Here is a 21,360-nt window from a genome sequence, read left to right as displayed (position 1 = left end):
CAGGGCCGCTTTGACGAAGCGCGTGAGGCTTACACCAGCGCACTATCCCGCTGGCCGGATTTCGCACTGGCCCACCGCAATCTCGGGATCCTGTACGATCTGTACCTGCACCAACCGGAACAGGCTTTGCATCACTACCGGGAGGCCAAGGCCCTGGAACAAGAGGAAGATCGAGTGCTGGCGGGTTGGATCGTGGATCTGGAACGGAGGCTGTAACCGGTGAGAAGACTGTCAATTCTGCTGTTTCTTGCGAGCATGACGGCTGGCGCTCAGGAGGGGGAGGTGATCACCCTGGAATCCACCATCATCGGTAGCCAGGAACAGCCCAAGGTGTTGTACATCATCCCCTGGAAGCAGGCCAACAGCCTGGAAAAAATTGAAAGCACCATTCCCGACGCGATCAGCCACACATTCCAACACCAGGAATATTCCGAGTTGAAACGGGAAATGGGGTTGCTGCAGCAGACAGAGTCCGAAGAATAGAAAGAAGCAAGGCGCTCGACAGCAACGACAGCCATCTAGCGAAACCACCTCATAACGATTTCAAGGCCGGGTGCCTGGCAGCCGGTTTTATTATTTTTTAACAACAAAAAATCTTTACGTCCCGGAGATTTGACCATGGAATTTTTTAACACACTGCTGCGTTTCTTCCAGACCGGCGGCCCCTTCATGTATCCCATCGCCCTGGTGCTGGTCATCGGCATTGTGCTGGTGGTGGAGCGCTGGTTATTCCTGTCCCGCGCCAAGCTCGCCAATCGCCGCGCCTACGGCCAGATCCTGCCCATGATGCAGCAGCGCAACTTCGCCGCCGCACTTAAATTCTCCCAGAACGAAAAGGCGCCCATGGGCCAGCTCGTGGCAGCCGGCATCTCCACCGCACAGCATGCGCGCAAGGATGAGAATATCGCGATGGCCATCGAAGAGAGTATTCTCGAAGCCGTACCACGCTTGGAAAAGCGCACCAACTACCTGGCGACCCTCGCCAATATCGCAACACTGCTCGGCCTGCTCGGCACTATCATCGGTCTGATCGCCGCATTTACCGCGGTGGCCAACGCCGACCCTTCCGAGAAAGCCTCCATGCTTTCTTCCAGTATTTCCGTAGCCATGAACACCACAGCGTTTGGCCTGATCTCTGCGATCCCGCTGCTGCTGGCCTACTCCATGCTGCAGAACAAAACCAACGAGATTATCGACAGCCTGGAAATGGCCGGGGTGAAGTTCCTCAACCTGATTACCCTGACCCGCGGCCAGAAGGCAGACGCTGCAGCGCGCCCCACGGCAAAAGCGGCGACTACCGCGTAAGCGGACGTCCCCACACACAACGCGTAATCCGATAAAAAGTCAGATAACAAGAGAGAGCCATGGCTATCCGACGCAGGCTGGAAACCGATCCGGATCTGGACATCACCTCATTTATGAGTTTGATGACCGTGCTGGTACCCGTATTGCTGCTGAATATGGTGTTCTCCCATATTTCCGTACTTAACCTCAATCTCCCCGGGTTGAGCGATGCCAGTGTGGAAGATCAGAAAGAGAACCGGCAACTGGAACTGGTGCTGCGCGCCGACTACATCGACATCAACTATCCGGCGGGAATCCGTGTAAAGCGTATTCCCAACCGGGACGGGAAGCCGGATTTGAAGCTGGTGTCCGATGTATTGCAGGAAGTGAAGCGCAACCTGCGGGAAAAAGATATCGACAAGAAAGACCTGGTCATTCTCTCTGAGCCCGGCACGCCCTATCGCACCCTGGTGAGCGCCATGGATACCGCGCGCTCATTTCGCGCGGTGGTAGCAGCCTCGGTAGTAGACGCGGAACTGTTTCCTCAGATTTCTCTCGGCGATGCACCCGCACTGGGTGCACAGGCCCAAGACGAACAGCTGGCAGGCAAGTGATATGAAAGCGACGATCGGCGGCAAGCTGAAAGGGCGCAAGCAGCGCCGGCACAAACAGACAAAGCTGAACCTGGTTTCCCTGATGGATATTTTTACCATCCTGGTGTTCTTCCTGCTGGTGAACTCCTCGGATGTGGAGGTACTGCAGGCGGACAAGACCATCACGCTCCCGGAATCCACCTCCACCGAGAAGCCGGAGACCACCACCGTGGTGCGGGTGAATGGGGATCAATTGCTGGTGGGCAACCGGATGATCGCAAAAATTGCCGATATCGCGGCGGACCAGGAGCAGATCAAACCCCTGCTGGATGAGCTCGAATATCTGGCCAGCCGCGCCGAGCCCCTGCCAGAAGACAAGCAGGCGGTGGGGCGTCCGGTGACCATTCTCGGTGACGAGGAGGTACCCTACGCGTTGCTCAAACAGATCATGAACACCTGCGCGGCCGCGGATTTCCGGGATATCGATCTCGCTGTTACCCAGACGGCGCCACAGGACCCGGCCGCACCGGCCGCCGGTCAATAGGGGAGGGGCGCATCAGCATGACGACATTCGCTTCTCACTCTGCAACCTCTGGCCGTCCGGCACTGATGCCATGGCACTACTACAACTCCGTGTTGCCCTGGGCATCCACCGAGGAAGAAGACCAGCGTTTTAACAAATTCCTCAAAAGCGGGATTGCCGCATTTGTAGTTATCGGTGCGCTGTTCACTTTTATACCGGCGCCCGAGCTGACGCGGGAACAGGCGGAAAAGCTGCCCCCGCAGCTGGCACGGGTCATTCTGGAAAAGAAAGAACTCCCCAAGCCGGTGGAAAAACCAAAACCCAAACCGGTGGAAAAGAAGCAGCAAAAACCCAAAGAGGTAAAAAAGGAAAAACCAAAGCCGGTCGAAAAGCCAAAACCCAAGCCGGAACCGATCAAGACGGTAAAACCGAAACCGCTTAGCGAAAAGGCGCCGGCGGCTGAGGTAGCCAAGGCAAGAGAAAAGGCAGCGAATAGCGGACTGATGCAGCTGCAGGACGACCTGATGGATATGCGCGACAGTCTCGATGTGTCTGAGTTAGCCAGCGCCAACAGTCTCGCCAGTGGCGCCAACAAGGCACAGAAGATCGACCGCTCCCTGATCAGTGATCAATCCAAGGCGTCCTGTGGTGGTATCAATACCGGTCAGCTGAGTCGCAATACCGGTGGCTCGGCGTTGTCCGGTCGCGAAACCACTCAGGTAGAAGTGGCCGAAGCCACCGCCGCTGCCAAGTCCAGCAGCAAGGAAGCGCGACGCGAGCGCGGTACCCGCGGTGAGGAATCCATCCGTCAGATTATGGAAGCCAATAAAGGGGCCATTTTTGCGATCTACAACCGCGCACTGCGTCGCGACCCGACCCTCGCCGGTAAGGTTACGGTGAAACTGGTCATTGAGGCCAACGGCACCATTTCTGCAGTGAATCTGGTCAGCAGCGAGCTGAACAACCCGGATCTGGAGCGCAAGCTACTCGCGCGAATCCGCCTGATCAATTTCGGGGCGGCCAATGTGGAGAAATCCACACTGAATTATTCCATCGACTTCCTGCCGTCCTGATGGGCGGCACCTCTCAGGCGACTTAAACAGTTCCTGCCGTTCCCCCAATATGCGTGCCCGGCCAGTTGAACCGATATTGGCCGGGCCATTGCAGCCTGGGGTTTCCATCGGGCTCCCGCCACCTTAACGCGTCCTCGAGAACCATTCTTTCCTGACATAACAGGAATTCTGCTACCTAGCTCTCCTACTGATATCAATTAGTGTTGATAAGCGCGCATCAAATCTGATACAAAAGTCCCAGTTATTTTGTGACGACCGTCACATAACGAAAATCGGCAGCCGTCTTACCTGAGTCAGACGTAGCCAGCTCGCCGCTGAAGCAAAATATAAAAACAGGAAAGGACTTCACTCATGGTCGATAACGATCTTGAGCAGCGCCCGCAAACCGAGCTTCTGACCGGTGTGTGGAAGAACCGTAGCGAGATGTTTGCAAAACGCAAGACCGAGCTTGCACAGCTGAAAATCGATGAGCTGATCAGCTCAATTTTCAGCAATGGCGCGTTTTACCATTACGTGTTTGACCTGTTTGACCTTGATCTCGTTTACGTAAGCCCCCAGGTCGAGCAGCTGCACGACCTGGACCTGGAAACCATCACTTTTCAGGATATCCTAGACCAGATTCATCCGGAGGATATGGATTTTGTCGCCCGGGCCGAAGCCACAGCCATCCGTATTTTTCAGCAGAAAATCGGCATTGAAAAAGTCACCAGCTACAAGATTTCCTACTGTTTTCGCTTTCGTGTCAAAGATGGTAGTTACCGCCTGTTCAACCACCAGGCGATTGTTCTCAGTACTGACGCCCGCGGCGCCATCGGCAAGGCACTGAATGTACATACGGATATTTCACACCTGACGGCGGAAAATAACTACCGCCTGTCTCTGATCGGCATGAATGGGGAACCGTCCTACCTGGACCTGGAGGTCGATGGCAGTCTCGAAGATGCCACGCCCAGTCGCCCCGTATTCAGCGAACGGGAAATGTCCGTCATACGACTGGTTGCCAGGGGGCTTACCAGTGCCGAAATCGGCAAGGAGCTGGCACTCTCTGAATTCACCATCAAGAACCATCGGAAACGCATCCTTAAAAAAGCTCGCTGCCAGAATATGAGCCAACTCCTGGCCACTTGTATTACCGAAGGTTTAATCTGATTGACATAAAAAACGCGTGTGTGCGATATATCGTATCGTTACTTTACATACGCCCCTGTTTTGCGCCGGCCTCCAAAACTCGCGCAAACAGAACTGGAATCAAAATAGAGTCAGAACAAGAAGAAAAGGGCAGTAGCCATGGGGGTAGACGAGTCGCAACCGGAGCACAACCTGATTCAGCGTGCGTGGCGCAATGTGCCGGACTTTTTCGCACGGCGGGATATCGCTTTACCACAGCGACAACTGGACCAGTTCATTGCCGCCACATTCAGCACCGGCGCATCCTATTACTATGTGCTCGACTTTCTGCACGTCGACCAGCCCATGTATGTCAGTGATTCGGTCGAAAGGATTCTTGGCCTGTCCCCCGCTGATACCAACATTCAGAACATCATCGATCGTGTGCACCCGGACGATTTGGCATTTGTTTCCCGGGCAGAAGAAGCCGCGATAACCATTCTCAGCCGGGACATCGGCATGGAACAGGTCAAGAATTACAAGATATCTTACTGCACACGCTTGAAAACCAATGATGGCAGCTACCGACTGTTCAACCATCAGGCACTGATCCTGGCCACGGATGAAACCCACGGTGTAGCCAAGTCACTCGGCATCCATACGGATATTAGCCACCTAACCACCACCAACAATTTTAAGCTGTCTCTGTTGAATCTATTTGGTGGCGAGAGTTACCTGAACATCGATGTATTCGATGAAAACAACAATCCCATGGCGGCACCGTCTCCGTTTACTGACAGGGAAAACGATATCCTGCGGTTACTCGCTCAGGGGAAGACCAGCATCGTAATTGCTGAAACCCTGAAAATTTCCCCCAATACGGTCAAGAATCATCGGAAAAACATTCTCAAGAAGGCCGAGTGCAAGACCACAGGTCAGCTGATTTCGAAATGTATCAGTGAGGGATTGATCTGATCGTGCGTCAGACGACCCAGGCGAAAAAATACCAGTGTTTTATCCGCAGTCATCGCCGACAGAAAGAAGTGTGGAATAGCGTGACACCATTCACGCATTTGAGCTCGAAGTGGCTATTGTTGAAAAATCAAAGTGAGCGCAAGCTAACTCTTGAGCGGCCGACCCTGCACTACAGAGCCCAGTCGGTAGGTAAGGATACCGAGCTCACCAACAAATTCTCATCCTGTGAGTTGGTTTAGACCGTGAGGTCCGCTCTGGGCAAGCCGGGACGCTTGCTTCAGGGCATTTTTATTTTTGATCACCCTTCTTGCCTCTGTCTCTTTACCTTGCCGCGCAATAAGAACTGTTCAGTTCAGGTCCACCGCATACTGCCGCAATATTTCAAGGGAGACTGTTTCCAGAGCTCGTACATGGGTGCGCTGCAGGTAAACCCTCGGTGCCATATCCGCTTCATGGGCTTCCAGCCAGCGAGCCGCGCACAGGCACCAGCGATCGCCCGGGTTTAGACCCGGAAAGCCGAATTCCTCCACCGGATTACTCAGGTCATTGCCGCGCTCACGGGAGAACTTGAGAAAGGCTTCCGTTACTTCGACACAGACCGTATGAGAACCAAAATCCTGATCATTGGTATTGCAACAACCATCGCGGAAAAAACCCGTTAACGGTCGCGTGCTACAGGGAATAAGAGGTTCACCGAATACATTTTTCGAGTCGTGCATTTCCTGTGTGATGGCCATCTTCAATTTTCCCCATATTTAATCAGTCAGGTGTATCGCGCACAGCGGCGGGTATCTTACCCATCTTAACCAAAGCGCGTTGAGCCACTTCCCGTGTAGCCAGACAGGCTTGCTCTCAGCCATCAAGGCAATCCACGCAATAGTAGCGCCGTCGGCGCACCAATTACAGGCGCTTACACCGGCGGGAAACACGCGCCAACCAGGTGCTCACCTGTGTTATCGTTGCGGGTCCTGTTGCCGCTGCGGTACCGTGCAGGAAAACGGTTACTGGCAATCGGCGGGCAGCAATAACAAAAAGAGTTCGATCAAGGAATTTCGACCATGAGTGATATTTACAACGCGCCCCAGGCCGACCTGGCCAGTGAACAGAGTAGCGGCGCGGGCTCTATTCCCAAGGCACTGGCGGGGGACTATCAGGTCGCCATTGGCGATACCCTCAGCGAAGCCTGGGATCTCAGTAAAGGGAAAAAAGGCACCGTATGGCTGGGCGTATTGCTGTACTTCGTTGCCTATATGGGTATTACCCTGGTAGCAACACTGCTTACCGGTGGGTCCTTTACCGACCCCGAAGCCAATCAGGGCGTAGGCGCACTCCTTGCAAACCTCCTCATCCTGCTGGGTACCGCGCCGCTGGGTGCCGGCCTGATCATGATCGGTGTAAAGATCGCACGCAATGAAGAGGTCTCCGGCACCGAGGTGTTCGCCCATTTTGACAAGATCCTGCCGCTGGCTGCCGGCATGATCCTGATGTATCTGCTCCTCACCCTGGGCTTTATCCTGCTGATCATTCCCGGTATCTACCTGATGATTGGCTACCTGATGATGCTGCCGCTGATTGTGGATAAAAATCTCGGTCCCTGGCAGGCACTGGAAGTTTCCCGCAAGGCAGTCACCAAGCACTGGTTCCCGGTATTCGGCTTTATGATCGTGTTGATGCTGCTGTACTTTGCCGGTTTCCTGGCTCTGTTGATTGGCCTGATCTGGGCAATCCCGACCCTCAGCATTGCCTACGGTATTCTTTACCGCAACATGTTCGGCGGTCACGAGGCCAATCCGGAAGTCTGATTTCCGGGTTGCCAGCGGCATCTCCCCGGGGGGCGTCGCTGGCTATCTATCCGCCCCAACAATAGCAACAGCAGATGCACGATACCTCCGCCAGCGCAGCGCCACCAAACCCCGACGAGACGGGTCTGGACACCCTGTACCAGATTGAAACGCCCGAGGGGATCGACCTGACCGCCCAGGTCGCGGGCCCGGTACCGCGCATACTCGCCTACACGGTGGATCTTTTTTACCGCAGCCTGATACTGCTGGTGCTCGGCATCACTCTCAGGGTGGCCGGCAATACCGGGATCGGTCTGTGGCTGTTGTGTTCCTTCCTGCTGGAATGGTTTTACCCGGTTCTGTTTGAAGTCCTGCGCCGCGGCCAGACACCCGGCAAGCAGGCATTTTCCCTTGCCGTGGTAAACGACAACCTGACCCCCATCGGCTGGGGGCCGTCGATCATGCGCAATCTGCTGCGCTTTGCCGACTTCCTCCCCTTCGGTTATTTCGCTGGTATTCTGAGCATGTCCTGCGGTCGCTATTTCCAGCGGCTCGGTGACTACGCTGCGGGGACCGTGGTGGTATACCGGGAACAGGTAGCAAAAACCGGCGAATTGCCCGATGCCGCCCCCACACCGCCACCGCGCGGCCTGCAACTTGCGGACCAGCAGGCCATCGTCAGCCTGACCGAACGCAGCAATGTACTGAGCCGCGCGCGCCAGCAGGAACTGGCCGATCTACTCGAGCCGGTCACCGGTCTGTCCGGGGATGACGGTCTGCGCCGCCTGCATGGAATCGGTCGATGGCTGCTTGGCGCACGCCGGCCTCAGCAAAATAAAGCCACGGCGACAAATACACCGACGCAACCGGAGGTGGCGCAGTGAAGCAGCGGGATTTCGAGCGCCGATATGAAGGCCAGTGGCAATTGATAGAAAACTGGTTAACCGGATACCGCAAGAACACCGAAGTCGGCCGGGAACCAGACACTAATGACGACCTCCCGCAAAACTATCGCCGACTGTGCCAACACCTGGCAGTGGCCAAAGAACGCCAGTACACCGGCAACCTGATCGCGCGTCTAAACCAGCTGGTAATGCAATGCCACCAGCGACTCTATCGGCAGAAAAATGTGTCCAGCCACCGTTGGCTGGAATTCATTTTTGCCGGCTTTCCCCGCGCGCTGCGAGAGCAGGCGCGCTTTGTGTGGCTGGCCTGCGGTCTGTTCCTGGCCCCGGCACTGGTGATGGGTCTCGGCTGCTACTGGAACGATGCGCTGATCTACGCAGTGATGTCGCCGGAGCAGGTGCTGCAGATTGAATCCATGTACGACCCGGCCAACCGGGTGCTGGGCCGCGAGCGCGGGTCCGACTCGGACCTGTTGATGTTCGGGTTTTATATCAAGAACAATATCGGGATTGCCTTCCGGACTTTTGCCACCGGTATTCTGTTCGGGCTGGGCTCGATCTTTTTCCTCGTATTAAACGGCGTTTTTCTCGGTGCGGTATTCGGCCATATCACTCGCGTGGGCTTCGTCAGCACCTTCTATCCTTTTGTAATCGGCCACGGCGCCTTTGAACTTACCGCCATCGTTTTCGCCGGCGCCGCAGGTCTGCGTCTGGGACACTCCCTGGTCAATCCCGGCAATCTGAGCCGCCGCCAATCCTTGCGCGAGGCAGGTAAGGAGGCCATGAAAATAATGTACGGCACCTTCCTGATGCTGGTGATCGCCGCTTTCCTCGAGGCCTTCTGGTCCTCCAGTACCGAGGTCAGTATCGGGATCAAGTACGCCGTGGGCGGATGCTTCTGGCTTCTGGTGGTGAGTTACTGCGTATTTGCCGGTCGCCGCCTGCCGGTGACAGCCCCCGCCGGGAGCCGCCTGTGAACCTGGATCGCCTCGCCGTTAACGCCCGCCCGCGCTCCAGCTGGGAGTCCGTGGATCTGGGTATTCTGCTGGCCCGCCGCCACTGGTTGCAGATGACCGCCCTGTGGCTGTTTCCGGCAGCGCTGGTGTTCCTGCTACTGGGGTTAATTTTCCCCGACAGCCCGGGCTGGGCGATTTTTGCCATCTGGTGGCTCAAACCGGTATTCGAGCGGCTGCCCCTGCTGGTGGCCAGTCGACAGCTGTTCGGTGAAAGCATGGACAATCGCGAAGCACTTTCCCATTTCCGCCGCGCCAATGCTCGCGACTGGTTCGCCTGGATCAGCTGGCGCCGTCTCAGCTTCACCCGCGCTTTCGATATGCCGCTCACGGTACTGGAAAACGCCAGCGGCAGGGCGCGCGCCACGCGACTGTCCCTGCTGCATCGCAAAGCCGCCAGCACCGCGAGCTGGCTGCATATCGTCGGTGTGCACGTGGAGATGATCCTAAGCCTGGGCGTAATGGCACTGGTCTACATGCTGCTGCCTGAACAACTGGAGATCGACTGGCTGCCATTAATAAATAGCAACACGCTACTCCTGTCCTGGATCAGCAACGGTGTCTCGCTGCTGGTAATGGCAGCGGTGGCACCGTTTTACGTGTACGCCGGTTTTATGCTCTACATCGGTCGCAGGGTGGAACTGGAAGCCTGGGATTTGGAAATCCACTTTCGCAAAATGCGCACGCGCCTTGAAGCATCACAAAAGACAACCCGCCGGTCGCCCGCCGGCGTCCGCACAGGGACAGCAACTTCGCTGCTGTGCGCAATCGGCCTGATACTTTGTAGCACCATCGCCGTACCGCCACCGGCACAAGCAGACGTGGCGACACCGGCCCAGTCTGAAGAACTGATCGACGAGGTCCTCGCCGAGGATAATTTCCACCGGCGCGAGCTACAGAGTCGCTGGCGTTTGAAAGAATTCAAATCCCGCGAACGGGCATTTCCGCAATGGCTGATCAACTTGATGGAGTGGCTGGAAGGACTCGGCAGAGACGATGACGAGCAGGTAGAAGAGAACGCAGGGGAGCTATGGCCGCTGGTCGCGGGCATCATCGAACTGCTGTTGTGGATCGCGGCCGCGGCACTGATTATGTTTTTGCTGTGGTATTTCCGCCACCACCTGCGCAGTCTCGCCGGCTATCGCCCACAGCGTAAATCAGCCGAGGTCCAGCGCCCGGAAACCCTGTTCGGTCTCGATGTGCGCAGCGACAGTCTGCCCGACGACGTCACCGCGGAAGTGCTGAAATTGTGGCGCTGTGGCGCCCAGCGCGAAGCCATGGGCCTGCTGTACCGCGCCAGCCTGGCCAACCTGATTTCGCGCTTCGACTGTGCCTTCGAGGATCACCACACCGAGGCGGAGTGCGCACAGCTTGTGCGCGAAGAAGCCACACAGGACCCGCGTCTGCAGCCGGCGCTGGTACAGTTCTTCGGCCTGCTGACCACCACCTGGCAGCGTCAGGCCTACGCTCACCGGCCGCCGGCAAATACGCAACTGGAAACTCTGTGCCGCCAGTGGCAACAGGTGTTTCACGAGGGCCAGGCAGGGGAGAAGTCGCCGTGAGATTCAGCCGTGTTGCCATTGCCCTGACCCTGCTGCTGCTCGCCGCAGCCGCTGCGCTGTTCCTTTATTTTTTCGAGCGGCACACCGAGGAGGTTGACCTGGGCCCCGGCCCCGAGGCGCGGCGCAATCCTTTTCTGGCTGCAGAGCGGTTCCTCGACCGGCTCGATATATCCCACCGGCGCGCGGACAATATCGCGGTACTCTCCACGCTCAAACAAGGCGATGCACTGTTCCTGGCGAGCTCCAGCCAAATCTACAACGATGATCGCCTGCGCGAGCTGCTCGACTGGGTCGAGGCCGGTGGCCACGCCATCGTCATTGCCCACGGCAGTGGCGACGGCGAACACGAACAGGACCTGTTACTGAACGCGCTGGGACTGGGTGTCACCAGCGGCGACCTGGACTTTTACTTCAACTCCCAGATAAGGGAAATGTTCGGTGAGGACGCCGACGAACTGAAGGAAAATCCATCGGCAAGCAAAATGATGCGGGAACACAACCGCAAGCTTGCTGAGCAAAAAAATAGAGACGAAGCAGAGCCCGAAAACGGCAGCGCGGAACAAAGCGCTTCTGTTCAGCCCCGCAATCCGGATGTCGATCCGGAAAAGCTGGTGAACCTCACCAGTGATAGCGGTGCCAGCTACGCACTGTATTTCAATCCGCGCAAGGTACTTGTCCACGAGATGATGGGACAGAGTGCGGATACCGATCTCGACGGCTATCTGTTGCGCTGGGTGACTTTCCAGAATATTCCCACCCAGTCGCCGCTGGTGTATCACGAGCGTGGCCGCGGTCGACTCACCCTGATGACCGACGGCGCCCTGTGGCACAACGACCGCATCGGTGAATTCGACCACGCTTATTTCCTCGCCCACCTGGTGGGCGAACGCAGCCTGGTGATGATCACCCGACCGCGCTTCGAAACGCTCAGCGAGTTGATTCAGCGCTACGCACTGGAACTGTTTCTCGCCGGGCTACTGGCACTGGCCGCGTGGATCGCCAATCGCAGCCGCCGCTTCGGTCCAGTAATGCCGACACCGGCCAGTGAGCGCCGTTCACTACTGGAACATATCCGTGCCTGCGGCAACTTTTACTGGCGCCAGGAGCGGGCGGAAAACCTGTTCGAACGGGCGCGCGCGCCGCTACTACACAAGCTCGCGGTACGCGGGCATCTGGCCGCGGAACAGCAACAGCAGCTCGCCGAATCGGTCGCAGCCGCCACCGGGCTCGCCGCCCGCGATATTTTTGACACCCTGTGGGGCGCGGCGCCCCACAGCGAAGACGACTTTACCGCGCGCATGCGCAGCATCCAGATCATCGAGGCCGCCCTATGAGCGATTCCACCCTGGACCAGAACCCGGTCAATCCCGCACAACCCGAAACCGCCTCCCAGGGGCAACCACAGAGCGCCTACCAGCGGGCGAGCGAGCAGGTAAACCTGCTGCGCACCCGGATCAACCAGGTGATCATTGGCCAGCCGGCAGTGGTAGATCAGGTGCTTATCGCACTGCTGGCGGGCGGACACGTGCTGCTGGAAGGTGTACCCGGGCTCGGCAAGACCCTGTTGGTGCGCAGCCTGGCAAAGGGCTTTGGCGGCGACTTCCGCCGCATCCAGTTCACGCCCGACCTGATGCCCGCAGATGTCACCGGCCACGCCATCTACCACATGGCGGAAAGCCGCTTCGAGGTGCGTCGCGGCCCGGTGTTTACCAACCTGCTACTGGCAGATGAAATCAACCGCGCGCCCGCCAAAACCCAGGCGGCACTGCTGGAGGTGATGCAGGAACACCAGGTGACCATCGACGGTGAGACCCTCGCCACCCCGCGCCCGTTCATGGTGCTGGCCACCCAGAATCCGGTAGAACAGGAGGGCACCTACCCGCTACCGGAAGCAGAACTGGACCGCTTCCTGCTCAAGGTGCTGATCGACTTCCCCAGCCAGCAGGCCGAAGAGGCACTGGCGGCCGCGGCCAGTGGCGGGCAGATCGAAGAGAAACTGCGCCACGGTATCGAGGCAGTATTTGACGCCGTGCAGCTACAACAGCTGCAGGCGCTGGTTCCACAAATCCAGGTGGATCAGCAGGTTCTGAGTTACGCCGTACGCCTGGTCCGCGCCACCCGCGAATCGTCCCAGTTGCGCCGCAGCGCCGGCCCCCGCGCCAGTATCGGCCTGATTCTCGCAGCGCGCGCCCACGCCCTGCTGGAAGGACGCGAGTTTGTGCTGCCGGACGATATCAAGTCCATGGCCATTCCGGTGATGCGCCATCGCGTGGCGGTGTCGCCGGATATGGAAATTGACGGCGAGACCGCCGACTCGGTGCTGGCACAGATCATCGAATCCGTGGAGGCGCCGCGGCTGTGAAGCCATCGCCGCTTCTTATCCGCTTGCTGCTGATCGCTGCGCTGTGTGCGCTGGCGGTCAGCGCCGCGCGTATCTGGTGGCCGTCCGCGGCCGGGCTGCTGACCAACGTGTGGTGGCTGGGACTGGGTACGCTGACACTGGCCTGCGCCCTCGACTTCGCCACCGGGCGTCACTGCAACGGCCTCAGTGGCCACCGCAGGCTGCCCGGCAACCTGGCGCTGGGTGTCGAGCAGGAAATCCAGCTCGACCTGGAAAACCAAGGTCCGCGCCCCCTCTCCCTGCTACTAACCGACCAAACCCCCGCAGAGCTGCGCGGGCGCGACCTGCCGCGACAGATACACCTGTCTCCCGGGCAGGAAGTTCACGCCCGCTACCGCGCCACACCGGTGCGCCGCGGCCTGGCTGCGTTTGGTCACCTGGAGGCCCTGGTGAGCTCACCGTGGCAACTCTGGCAGCGCCGGGTGCTGTTTGGAGAGACCCAAGCGGTAAAGGTTTACCCGAATTTCCTCGGTATCTCTTCCCTGCAGGCCCTGTCGACGGAACAGTCCCTGCGCTACATGGGCGTTCACCAGCAGCAGCGTCGCGGTGAGGGTCTGGACTTCCGCCAGTTGCGGGAATACCGCCGCGGGGACAGCCAGCGACAGGTTGACTGGCGCGCCAGCGCGCGTATGCAAAAACTGATCAGCCGGGAGTACCAGGATGAGCGAGATCAGGAAATCATTTTCCTGCTGGATTGCGGCCGGCGAATGCGTACCCGCGACGGCGACCTCAGCCACTTCGATCACGCCCTGAACGCGCTGCTGCTATCCGCCTATGTGGCGATTCGCCAGGGCGATGCGGTTGGCCTGCAGTGCTTTGCCGGCGATCACAGCCGCCTGCCGCCGGTAAAAGGAGAGGGCGCGATCAACCTGCTGCTCAACCACGTTTACGACCTGCACTCGGGCACCGCCCACAGCGATTACACCGACGCCGCGGAACAGCTACTCGCACGTCAGCAACGGCGCGCGCTGGTTATCCTGTTGACCAATGTGCGCGACGAGGACAGCGAAGACCTGACCGCTGCGGTTCAGCAGCTGTCCCGTCACCACCTGGTGATGGTGGCCTGTCTGCGGGAACGGGTGCTGGATGAACTGCTGGAAAAACCAGTCGCGGACTTTGACGATGCACTGATGCACGGGGCGGGAAAAGATTTTGTGCAGCGCCGGGACAGGCTGCTGCAGCAATTGCGCGCGCGCAATACCATTCTTGCAGATGCACTGCCGTCGGCGATGCATATGTCGCTGGTGGAAACCTACTGGCAACTCAAGCGCAGTGGTAGACTCTGAGCCAATCGAACAATTCTCCCACCGGAAAAATCCGTAACACTGAGCCGTGAACCGAAATCCGACAACCACCATGCACTTCCGTCCACAGCTGCCTGTTTGGCTGGCGGTATCGCTGTTGGCTGTATTTCTCGCGGTGCGCGGGCTGGTGCCCAACGGCTTTATGCCCTCTGCGGTTTCCGCGGGCTCCCTGTACCAGCTGTGTCACGGCGATGCGCGCAGCGCGCTGTTACTTGCCGGCATCGTTCCCCCGGAACACGGTCACCACAGCCACCACCGACAGTCCACGCTTCTATCTTCGCCGACTTCAGCGCACCAGCACGACGACGCAACCGCCAAGCACTTCTCTGATAATCACTGTGCATTCTCCAGCGCCGGTATCGCCGCTGTTGGCGACCCGGATATTTACATCGGCACGGCGAAAATCTCCCTGCCGCGCCGCTGGTATGCCGGTACGAATACCGCATCCGAACCCGCATTCCTGACCCCACCCGGACGGGCGCCTCCCCTCTTTTCCTGATCGCATTACCCACCGATTCAAATTTTTAATCGTACGCGCACTCATGGTGAGCGCGCGCGCCCGTGCAAAAAATTCAGGAACTAAACATGAAAAACTTCAACCGCAACCTGCTGGCAATCGCAGCCCCGCTGACCCTGGCCAGCTTGCCGGCGCAGTCCCACGACAATGCATCCCCAACCTATCTGCCGGAAATCCACGCCCCCGCGGGCGTCATGGCAGATCACCTGCATAAACAAGGGGAGTGGATGATGGGTTATCGCTATACGCGCCAGGAATTCTCAGGACTGTTTTACGGCTCCAGTAAAGCCACCGCAGCCGCGGCGGCCGCAGACGGTTACTCAATGGTGCCCACGGCCATGGCCATGGAAATGCACATGCTGGACATCATGTACGCGGTCAATGACAACCTGACCCTGATGCTGATGCCACAGACCATGTCCATGGATATGACCATGGCGATGTCTGGCGGCGGCGATGGCGGTATGGCTATGGAGATGGCAGCGGACATGCCGATGCAAGGAACCCACAGCCACGGTACCAGTGGTATCGGCGATACCGTTGTCAGCGGCCTGTTCCGGCTGTCCAACGGACCCACCCACAAACTGCACGGTACATTCGGGATCAGTGCACCCACCGGTGACGTGGATAAAAAAAATAGCAACGGCAGCTATGTGCACTACGGCATGCAACTGGGCAGCGGGACCTGGGACCTGCTGCCGGCCATCACCTACAACGGCGCGCGCGATCGTATCAGCTGGGGTGCCCAGGGCAGTGCCCGGCTGCCGATGGAGCACGAGAATAAATCCGGCTTCCAGTTTGGCGAGCGCTACGCCGCCACCGCCTGGAGCGCTTACCGGCTGCAGGATTGGGTGAGTCTTTCCATACGCCTGGGTTATACCAAGCAACACGATATCAATGGGCACTATAACGGCCCGCACAATCACGCCAGCCCGGCAGATTTACAGGCCAATTACGGTGGCGAGTTTGTGGATTTGGCACTGGGTGCCAATCTGGTAGCACAGCGCGGTCGCCTGGCTGGTGTGCGACTGGGATTGGAATGGACCAGCTCGGTGTCGGCGCACTTCAACGGCTACCAGCTGGGAAGGGATGACGGGCTTAATTTGAGTCTGTCCTACGCGCTCTAAACCCTCGCGGTCTTTTTTGCGCCCCGGCCATTACTACCGGCCGGGGTACACATTCAAAACTCGAAACTGAAATTCAACGTCAGGGTACGCAGGTGTCCCAGTTTGAAACGCTCTTCTGTCACATCGTCGACGTAGCGCACCCGCGCATCCACATCGTTGTAGTTGTACTCGATAGAGGTGTTGAAGCTTTCCGTCCATTTGTACCGATAGCCAACACCGGCGTTCCAGTAACTGTCGTCGGTGTCGTCATTAACCGCGTAGATCCCTTCCCGTCTTGTAATGGTATCCACATCAAATTCGCCGTAATTCCAGCCTACCATCCAGTACAGGCACTGCACATCACAGGTCATGGTGAAGTCGACCTTGGCACCGATACCCCACTGGTCCACCGAAACACTGCCGTCATCAAAACCGGTATAGCGTAATTCCACCTGCCAGATACCGGCATCCGGGGTCACGCCGATGCTGCCGTAGCCAGCAAAATCCTGTTCGTCATTGATCTGTAGTTCGCCGACACCGAGCCCCACGGTACCCACGATGTGATATTCGCCGTTGCAATAGCCGTCGATGGGGTTGTTCCACTGCGCCAGTGCTGCGCTGGAAGCGAACAGGGCCAGAAGGAATACCAGACCTTTCATTGTCACCATCCTTGGTAAATATACTGGTTCTGAAGTTGCGGAAATTATTGACGCTTTACCGAAGCTGGGCAGTCCCGCGAAATCCGCTCAGGATCTCGGAGTCAATGCATTTTGTTCGATATCGATAATGGCCCAAACACCGCCGACAAAAGCGGGGTTTTTGCGCAGCAGATCGAGCTCGCCAGGTTGCGGCGGAGGATCGCCGGCGGCCTGCAATTCATCGAGACGCTCAACAATAGTTTCCGCCATTTTTTGCAGCACATCTTCGAGAGTTTCGCCATGGCAATGGCAGTGGGGAAGGTCGGGCGCGATGGCTCCGTATCCGGCAAATTCTATGTTGTGGACCACAACCGGGTAGCGCATGGGAAATTCTCTTTTAAGTTAGCTTTTATCCCACCAAGCGTAGACCCAATTGCCGGAAGTTGAACAAAATTCTCAAGCGGGCAAATATTTACGCGACGCTATCACGCGCCCCTCATCAAAAGATGAAAAAATTCCCAAATTAAAACGCCACGTGCAACGCAGCACTCGTCAGTACCGACAAGTGCGTCGTTATTTTTTATCCACGGTTTATTTAATGGCCGTCCGGCTCACTAAGGGGCAGGTAGCGAGTTGGGGATTGCTTTCAGCGCGGAATACGCCCGAGCAGGGCGCGGCGGGAATAGAGCATTTCCCGGTAGGTTTGCATCAAAGAAATATCGAGGGATTCCGCCGCGCCCTGCAGGTCCTGAACCTGCCGCGAAAGCCAGGTAATCTCTGTTTGCAGGCGATAGCGCAGGTGGCGGGTTTCCTCTTCACTGATATTCACATGCGAACACACACTAGCGGTGCGGTGACTGGTCACAGGCGTTACCTCGCGATTGACGGCCGTCGCCAAAAACAACACAACGGCCGGGGTATACGCTAAAGCCTAGACCAGTTTTTACCTGTCGACGGAAAAGTTTCCAGCGACTCAACCCAGCAACAGGGACTTCCAGTCGAAGTCGCGGTCACCGATGACATAGAAAAATGGGTTCAGCAGCTCTTCCTTCTGGTTGTAGCGCAGCAGCGCAAACTTGTCGTCCACCACAATACCGCCCGCGGCTTCCACAACCGCCTGAGCGGCAGCAGTGTCCCACTCACAAGTGGGCGCCAGGCGCGGGTAGAGATCCGCGGCACCTTCCGCTACCAGGCACAGTTTGAGGGAGCTGCCCATATTCTTGAGACCGGTTTCACCCAGGCTGCCCTCGATACGGGACAGCAGGGCGTCCACTGCACCGGCGCCGTGACTGCGGCTGGCGACCACTTCGATGGCCTGTTTGGCTTCCAGGCGCGGGCCCATGGCGCGAACGGAAATCGGCGTTTCGCCGCCGCTATCGCGCTTGAAGGCACCCAGGGATTTGGCGCCGGCGTAAGTGATATCCAGCACCGGTACGTGCACCACCCCCAGTACCGGCTCGCCGTTTTCGATCAGCGCGACATTGACGGTGAACTCACCATTGCGGCGGATGAATTCCTTGGTACCGTCCAGCGGATCGATAATCCAGTAGCGGTCCCACTGGCTGCGCTGTTCGAAGGTCGGCATTTCGCCCTCTTCGGACAGTACCGGCACATCTTTCAGCAGCTTTTCCAGGGCCGGAGCAAGAATCTTGTGGGCGGCGAGGTCGGCGGCGGTCACCGGAGAATCATCTGACTTGGTATCGACTTCAATCTCGCCACTGGCGTTGTACACCTCGAGAATGGCCTCTCCGGCCGCTACCGAGATGGCGATGACCTGATCCAGCAGATCCCTGTTCACTACGTTCCCCATGATTCCCCCAAAAACTGATACTTAAAATACTGAAGCCGGGGATTATACGCACCTCGCGGCAGCTTGGGGGACCTGCAACCCTCTCGCTGCAGTGAGGCGGAAAGAATCGACGGGTATTCTGGCGCGCGGGTGGCCGTCGGGCGCACCCGCATTGTTGCTCCACCGCCTTTACTGGCACAGGACGGGCTAGGCGCTGAACAGGTCTTCGATAGACAGATAGCGTTCACCGGTATCGTAGCTGAATACCAGCACGCGGCTGCCCGGGGCCAGCTCCTGCTCCCGCTGTTTGAGTGCGGCGAGGGAGGCGCCCGATGAGATACCCACAAAGATTCCCTCTTTCAGGGCGCACTGGCGGGCCATCTCGAAACTGTCCTCTTCAGTCACCGGGATGGTGCCGTCGAGTATTTCCCTGTTCAGCACTTCCGGCACAAACCCGGCGCCGATACCCTGCAGACGGTGCATCCCCTTTTCCTTGCCGGCAATCACCTGGGATTTTTCCGGCTCCACTGCCAGTACCTTCAGGTCCGGCATGGAGGCTTTCATAACTTCACCGCAACCGGTGATGTGGCCACCGGTGCCGACACCGGTAATCAGGTAATCGAGGCCCTCCGGGAAGTCGGCGAGGATTTCCCGGGCGGTGGTGTTTCTGTGCGCCGTCACATTGGCCGGGTTGGTGAACTGCTGGGGCATCCAGCTATTGTCGTGCTCGGCGAGTATTTCCTCGGCCTTGGCGATGGCCCCCGGCATACCGTTTTCCTTGGGCGTAAGAACCAGTTCAGCACCCAGTGCCTTCATGATCTTGCGGCGCTCCACCGACATGGATTCCGGCATGGTGAGGATCAGGCGGTAGCCCTTCACCGCCGCCACCATGGCGAGGCCGATGCCGGTATTGCCTGAGGTGGGCTCGACGATCACGCCACCGGGCTTCAGTGCGCCGCTGGCCTCGGCATCCTCGATCATACCCAGGGCAATCCGGTCCTTGATGCTGCTACCGGGGTTGAAGCGTTCCACCTTCATCCACACTTCGATATCGTCCCGAAACAGGTGGTTGAGCCGCACATGCGGGGTGTTGCCGATGGTTTCGAGAATATTATTGGCCTTCATCTGTCGCTCCGTGAGGTGATGGTCTGATTCAGAGAATTGTTGCACGTCCGTCGCAGTTCGCGAGCTGGTCGATTGAACCGCCACGCAGTTTGACGAATACTCGCGCAAGAATACTCGCTAGCACTGTAAAGATAAAAAAAGTAACAAAGCAAAAAAGATTAGAAAGGATACTGAAGCCAACATGTCCGATAACGCGATGACCACCCGGCCAGAAATACCCATGCAGAATTTTGTTCCCATCGCCCTGTTTGTGCTGAGTGGTGCCGTATATATGGCACTGGACGCATCCGGAGTACAGGCGCTGTGGATGGCGGCACTGAAGATAGTGCCCATTGCCTTGCTTGCGGGACTGGCAGCCCGCCACCTGCGCGGCCTCGAGCGCACACTGGCGCTGGCGGCACTGGCTTTTTCCGCTACCGGGGATGTGCTGCTGGCGGTAGCGTTCCCGAACCATTTCCTGTTCGGCCTGGGGGCCTTTCTGCTGGCCCAGCTGACCTACGCCGGTAATTTTCTGCGCGGCGCCCAGGCTAGCAGCCGCCACTTCGCCCTGCGTGGGGCTGCGGTGGTGCTGGCGGCCCTGCTGCTGGCGCGACAGGTATTGCCCGCTGCCGGCGAAATGGCCCTGCCGGTGGTATTTTACATCGTGGCGATAGTAACCATGGCGCTGTCCGCGGCGGCCCACCGCAGCGGTTCATCGCTGCTGTTTGCCGGCGCGGTGACGTTTATGGTTTCCGACGCGCTGATCGCTCTCAATCGCTTCGTGGCGCCGGTTGCAATGGCGGGCACCTGGATCATGCTGACCTATTATCTGGCCCAGGCGCTGCTGATTCTGGGCCTGATCCGGGCAGATTTGGTGGTTCGCCGGGCTTAGGGGCATAATATCCGGCGTTTTTTTGTACAGCCTCCCAGCCGGGCGGGGAAGTGGACTGAATATGCTGGATTGGAATCGGATCGATACGGTGCTGTTGGATATGGACGGCACCCTGCTGGATCTGCATTACGACAATCATTTCTGGATGGAGCACCTGCCGCTGCGCTATGCGGAGGCCAATGGCATTCCGGTTGCGGAGGCGCAGGCGCTGGTGATCCGTATGACCGATGAGTTGCGCGGTACCCTGGACTGGTACTGCCTGCACTACTGGTCGGATGTACTGAAACTGGATGTTCCGGCAATCTATCGCGAGATCGAGGACCGTATCGCGCTGCGGCCACACACGGACAATTTCCTGCGCAACCTGCGCGAAATGAACAAACGCGCACTGCTGGTAACCAATGCCCACCCGGATGGCCTGAGCCACAAGCTGGAAATCACCGGTATCGATCAGTGGCTGGATGAAATCATCTCTTCCCACGATCTGGGGCACGCCAAAGAAAGCACTCTGTTCTGGCACTCCCTGCAGGAACGCCAGCCATTTGATCCCTCGCGCACCCTGTTTGTGGATGACAACCTGCATGTCCTCGGTGCCGCGCGGGAATACGGCATCGAGCACCTGCTGTGCATCCGCCAACCGGACAGCAAAAACCCGGCTCGGGAAATTACCGATTTCCCAGCGATTCACGACTTTGATGAGATATTAGGGGGCGGGCGCTCGTAATACGCGCTCGCGGTTTTACCTATTGTGGCGGCCGAGCACCGGGCAAGGGTTTTCAGGACCGCTGTGAAC

The 21,360-nt window shown here is 58.1% G+C and carries 24 protein-coding genes and 1 pseudogene; 19 read left to right on the top strand and 6 right to left on the bottom strand.

Going from position 1 to position 21,360, the window contains the following annotated elements; genetic code table 11:
• The 8 genes and pseudogenes from B4U49_RS19090 to B4U49_RS06145 form a co-directional block, all read left to right on the top strand.
• Positions 1 to 216, top strand: a pseudogene (locus tag B4U49_RS19090) (tetratricopeptide repeat protein); the annotation flags it as partial.
• A 3-nt stretch (positions 217 to 219) separates the two neighbouring features.
• Positions 220 to 483: a hypothetical protein gene (locus tag B4U49_RS06175; RefSeq protein ID WP_143735559.1), complete on the top strand. Its 264-nt coding sequence runs from the start codon at positions 220 to 222 to the stop codon at positions 481 to 483.
• A gap of 135 nt (positions 484 to 618) precedes the next feature.
• Positions 619 to 1,305, top strand: a complete 687-nt coding sequence (locus tag B4U49_RS06170; RefSeq protein WP_078083704.1) for a MotA/TolQ/ExbB proton channel family protein — start codon at positions 619 to 621, stop codon at positions 1,303 to 1,305.
• A 59-nt stretch (positions 1,306 to 1,364) separates the two neighbouring features.
• The gene (locus B4U49_RS06165; protein WP_078083703.1) at positions 1,365 to 1,898 is read left to right on the top strand and encodes an ExbD/TolR family protein; all 534 of its coding nucleotides are present in this window, start codon (positions 1,365 to 1,367) and stop codon (positions 1,896 to 1,898) included.
• 1 nt (position 1,899) lies between these two features.
• Complete coding sequence (locus tag B4U49_RS06160) at positions 1,900 to 2,421, top strand: ExbD/TolR family protein (protein ID WP_078083702.1); 522 nt, start codon at positions 1,900 to 1,902, stop codon at positions 2,419 to 2,421.
• Positions 2,422 to 2,438: 17 nt separating this feature from the next.
• Positions 2,439 to 3,473 carry an AgmX/PglI C-terminal domain-containing protein gene (locus B4U49_RS06155; protein WP_078083701.1) on the top strand — a complete coding sequence of 345 codons (1,035 nt, stop codon included), beginning with the start codon at positions 2,439 to 2,441 and terminating at the stop codon, positions 3,471 to 3,473.
• A gap of 351 nt (positions 3,474 to 3,824) precedes the next feature.
• A complete protein-coding gene (locus B4U49_RS06150) occupies positions 3,825 to 4,622 on the top strand; it encodes a LuxR C-terminal-related transcriptional regulator (RefSeq protein WP_078083700.1) in 798 nt (265 codons plus the stop codon).
• A gap of 138 nt (positions 4,623 to 4,760) precedes the next feature.
• Positions 4,761 to 5,555 carry a LuxR C-terminal-related transcriptional regulator gene (locus tag B4U49_RS06145; RefSeq protein WP_078083699.1) on the top strand — a complete coding sequence of 265 codons (795 nt, stop codon included), beginning with the start codon at positions 4,761 to 4,763 and terminating at the stop codon, positions 5,553 to 5,555.
• A 347-nt stretch (positions 5,556 to 5,902) separates the two neighbouring features.
• Here the strand turns inward: B4U49_RS06145 and B4U49_RS06140 are convergent, their stop codons facing one another.
• On the bottom strand, positions 5,903 to 6,292 hold the full coding sequence (locus tag B4U49_RS06140; RefSeq protein WP_078083698.1) for a DUF2237 family protein: 390 nt from the start codon (positions 6,290 to 6,292) through the stop codon (positions 5,903 to 5,905).
• Positions 6,293 to 6,613: 321 nt separating this feature from the next.
• Between B4U49_RS06140 and B4U49_RS06135 the strand changes: the two genes are divergently transcribed.
• From B4U49_RS06135 to B4U49_RS06095, 9 genes are all read left to right on the top strand, one after another.
• Positions 6,614 to 7,357: a DUF2189 domain-containing protein gene (locus tag B4U49_RS06135; protein WP_078083697.1), complete on the top strand. Its 744-nt coding sequence runs from the start codon at positions 6,614 to 6,616 to the stop codon at positions 7,355 to 7,357.
• Positions 7,358 to 7,431: 74 nt separating this feature from the next.
• Positions 7,432 to 8,220 (top strand): RDD family protein, encoded by a 789-nt coding sequence (locus B4U49_RS06130; protein ID WP_078083696.1) that lies wholly within the window; start codon positions 7,432 to 7,434, stop codon positions 8,218 to 8,220.
• A complete protein-coding gene (locus B4U49_RS06125) occupies positions 8,217 to 9,218 on the top strand; it encodes a stage II sporulation protein M (RefSeq protein WP_078083695.1) in 1,002 nt (333 codons plus the stop codon). The genes B4U49_RS06130 and B4U49_RS06125 overlap by 4 nt, the downstream gene beginning before the upstream one ends.
• On the top strand, positions 9,215 to 10,816 hold the full coding sequence (locus tag B4U49_RS06120) for a hypothetical protein (protein ID WP_078083694.1): 1,602 nt from the start codon (positions 9,215 to 9,217) through the stop codon (positions 10,814 to 10,816). Before B4U49_RS06125 ends, B4U49_RS06120 begins: the two co-directional genes overlap by 4 nt.
• Complete coding sequence (locus tag B4U49_RS06115; RefSeq protein WP_078083693.1) at positions 10,813 to 12,150, top strand: DUF4350 domain-containing protein; 1,338 nt, start codon at positions 10,813 to 10,815, stop codon at positions 12,148 to 12,150. Before B4U49_RS06120 ends, B4U49_RS06115 begins: the two co-directional genes overlap by 4 nt.
• A complete protein-coding gene (locus B4U49_RS06110; protein WP_078083692.1) occupies positions 12,147 to 13,178 on the top strand; it encodes an AAA family ATPase in 1,032 nt (343 codons plus the stop codon). The genes B4U49_RS06115 and B4U49_RS06110 overlap by 4 nt, the downstream gene beginning before the upstream one ends.
• Positions 13,175 to 14,503: a DUF58 domain-containing protein gene (locus B4U49_RS06105; RefSeq protein ID WP_078083691.1), complete on the top strand. Its 1,329-nt coding sequence runs from the start codon at positions 13,175 to 13,177 to the stop codon at positions 14,501 to 14,503. Before B4U49_RS06110 ends, B4U49_RS06105 begins: the two co-directional genes overlap by 4 nt.
• 46 nt (positions 14,504 to 14,549) lie before the next feature.
• Positions 14,550 to 15,020 carry a hypothetical protein gene (locus B4U49_RS06100; protein WP_143735558.1) on the top strand — a complete coding sequence of 157 codons (471 nt, stop codon included), beginning with the start codon at positions 14,550 to 14,552 and terminating at the stop codon, positions 15,018 to 15,020.
• Between the two features lie 86 nt (positions 15,021 to 15,106).
• Complete coding sequence (locus tag B4U49_RS06095) at positions 15,107 to 16,165, top strand: hypothetical protein (protein ID WP_078083689.1); 1,059 nt, start codon at positions 15,107 to 15,109, stop codon at positions 16,163 to 16,165.
• Positions 16,166 to 16,218: 53 nt separating this feature from the next.
• On the opposite strand, the gene B4U49_RS06090 is transcribed toward B4U49_RS06095, so the two are convergent.
• From B4U49_RS06090 to cysK, 5 genes are all read right to left on the bottom strand, one after another.
• Entirely contained in the window at positions 16,219 to 16,803 is a 585-nt protein-coding gene (locus B4U49_RS06090; protein WP_078083688.1) for an outer membrane protein, read from the bottom strand.
• An 87-nt stretch (positions 16,804 to 16,890) separates the two neighbouring features.
• Positions 16,891 to 17,166, bottom strand: coding sequence for a type II toxin-antitoxin system HicB family antitoxin (locus B4U49_RS06085; RefSeq protein ID WP_078083687.1), 276 nt, complete (start codon positions 17,164 to 17,166; stop codon positions 16,891 to 16,893).
• 262 nt (positions 17,167 to 17,428) lie between these two features.
• Positions 17,429 to 17,647, bottom strand: coding sequence for a hypothetical protein (locus B4U49_RS06080; RefSeq protein WP_143735557.1), 219 nt, complete (start codon positions 17,645 to 17,647; stop codon positions 17,429 to 17,431).
• A gap of 108 nt (positions 17,648 to 17,755) precedes the next feature.
• Positions 17,756 to 18,592, bottom strand: coding sequence for a 3'(2'),5'-bisphosphate nucleotidase CysQ (gene cysQ, locus B4U49_RS06075; protein ID WP_078083685.1), 837 nt, complete (start codon positions 18,590 to 18,592; stop codon positions 17,756 to 17,758).
• 186 nt (positions 18,593 to 18,778) lie between these two features.
• Positions 18,779 to 19,696 carry a cysteine synthase A gene (gene cysK, locus B4U49_RS06070; RefSeq protein WP_078083684.1) on the bottom strand — a complete coding sequence of 306 codons (918 nt, stop codon included), beginning with the start codon at positions 19,694 to 19,696 and terminating at the stop codon, positions 18,779 to 18,781.
• A 181-nt stretch (positions 19,697 to 19,877) separates the two neighbouring features.
• On the opposite strand from cysK, the gene B4U49_RS06065 reads away from it, so the two are divergent.
• On the top strand, positions 19,878 to 20,567 hold the full coding sequence (locus B4U49_RS06065) for a lysoplasmalogenase (protein WP_078083683.1): 690 nt from the start codon (positions 19,878 to 19,880) through the stop codon (positions 20,565 to 20,567).
• A 61-nt stretch (positions 20,568 to 20,628) separates the two neighbouring features.
• Positions 20,629 to 21,291 (top strand): GMP/IMP nucleotidase, encoded by a 663-nt coding sequence (yrfG, locus tag B4U49_RS06060; RefSeq protein WP_078083682.1) that lies wholly within the window; start codon positions 20,629 to 20,631, stop codon positions 21,289 to 21,291.
• Positions 21,292 to 21,360 lie beyond the last annotated feature (69 nt).

Source organism: Microbulbifer mangrovi, from assembly GCF_002009015.1.
Taxonomy (GTDB): Bacteria; Pseudomonadota; Gammaproteobacteria; order Pseudomonadales; family Cellvibrionaceae; genus Microbulbifer; species Microbulbifer mangrovi.
This window is presented reverse-complemented; position numbering and strand designations above follow the sequence as displayed.

Coding starts and splice junctions, on each gene's coding strand:
- B4U49_RS06130 (WP_078083696.1), top strand. CDS start 7,432: ATGCACGATACCTCCGCCAGCGCAGCGCCACCAAACCCCGACGAGACG.
- B4U49_RS06145 (WP_078083699.1), top strand. CDS start 4,761: ATGGGGGTAGACGAGTCGCAACCGGAGCACAACCTGATTCAGCGTGCG.
- B4U49_RS06155 (WP_078083701.1), top strand. CDS start 2,439: ATGACGACATTCGCTTCTCACTCTGCAACCTCTGGCCGTCCGGCACTG.
- B4U49_RS06090 (WP_078083688.1), bottom strand. CDS start 16,803: ATGAAAGGTCTGGTATTCCTTCTGGCCCTGTTCGCTTCCAGCGCAGCA.
- B4U49_RS06170 (WP_078083704.1), top strand. CDS start 619: ATGGAATTTTTTAACACACTGCTGCGTTTCTTCCAGACCGGCGGCCCC.
- cysQ (WP_078083685.1), bottom strand. CDS start 18,592: ATGGGGAACGTAGTGAACAGGGATCTGCTGGATCAGGTCATCGCCATC.
- B4U49_RS06165 (WP_078083703.1), top strand. CDS start 1,365: ATGGCTATCCGACGCAGGCTGGAAACCGATCCGGATCTGGACATCACC.
- B4U49_RS06065 (WP_078083683.1), top strand. CDS start 19,878: ATGTCCGATAACGCGATGACCACCCGGCCAGAAATACCCATGCAGAAT.
- B4U49_RS06150 (WP_078083700.1), top strand. CDS start 3,825: ATGGTCGATAACGATCTTGAGCAGCGCCCGCAAACCGAGCTTCTGACC.
- B4U49_RS06085 (WP_078083687.1), bottom strand. CDS start 17,166: ATGCGCTACCCGGTTGTGGTCCACAACATAGAATTTGCCGGATACGGA.
- cysK (WP_078083684.1), bottom strand. CDS start 19,696: ATGAAGGCCAATAATATTCTCGAAACCATCGGCAACACCCCGCATGTG.
- yrfG (WP_078083682.1), top strand. CDS start 20,629: ATGCTGGATTGGAATCGGATCGATACGGTGCTGTTGGATATGGACGGC.
- B4U49_RS06160 (WP_078083702.1), top strand. CDS start 1,900: ATGAAAGCGACGATCGGCGGCAAGCTGAAAGGGCGCAAGCAGCGCCGG.
- B4U49_RS06110 (WP_078083692.1), top strand. CDS start 12,147: ATGAGCGATTCCACCCTGGACCAGAACCCGGTCAATCCCGCACAACCC.
- B4U49_RS06135 (WP_078083697.1), top strand. CDS start 6,614: ATGAGTGATATTTACAACGCGCCCCAGGCCGACCTGGCCAGTGAACAG.
- B4U49_RS06140 (WP_078083698.1), bottom strand. CDS start 6,292: ATGGCCATCACACAGGAAATGCACGACTCGAAAAATGTATTCGGTGAA.
- B4U49_RS06095 (WP_078083689.1), top strand. CDS start 15,107: ATGAAAAACTTCAACCGCAACCTGCTGGCAATCGCAGCCCCGCTGACC.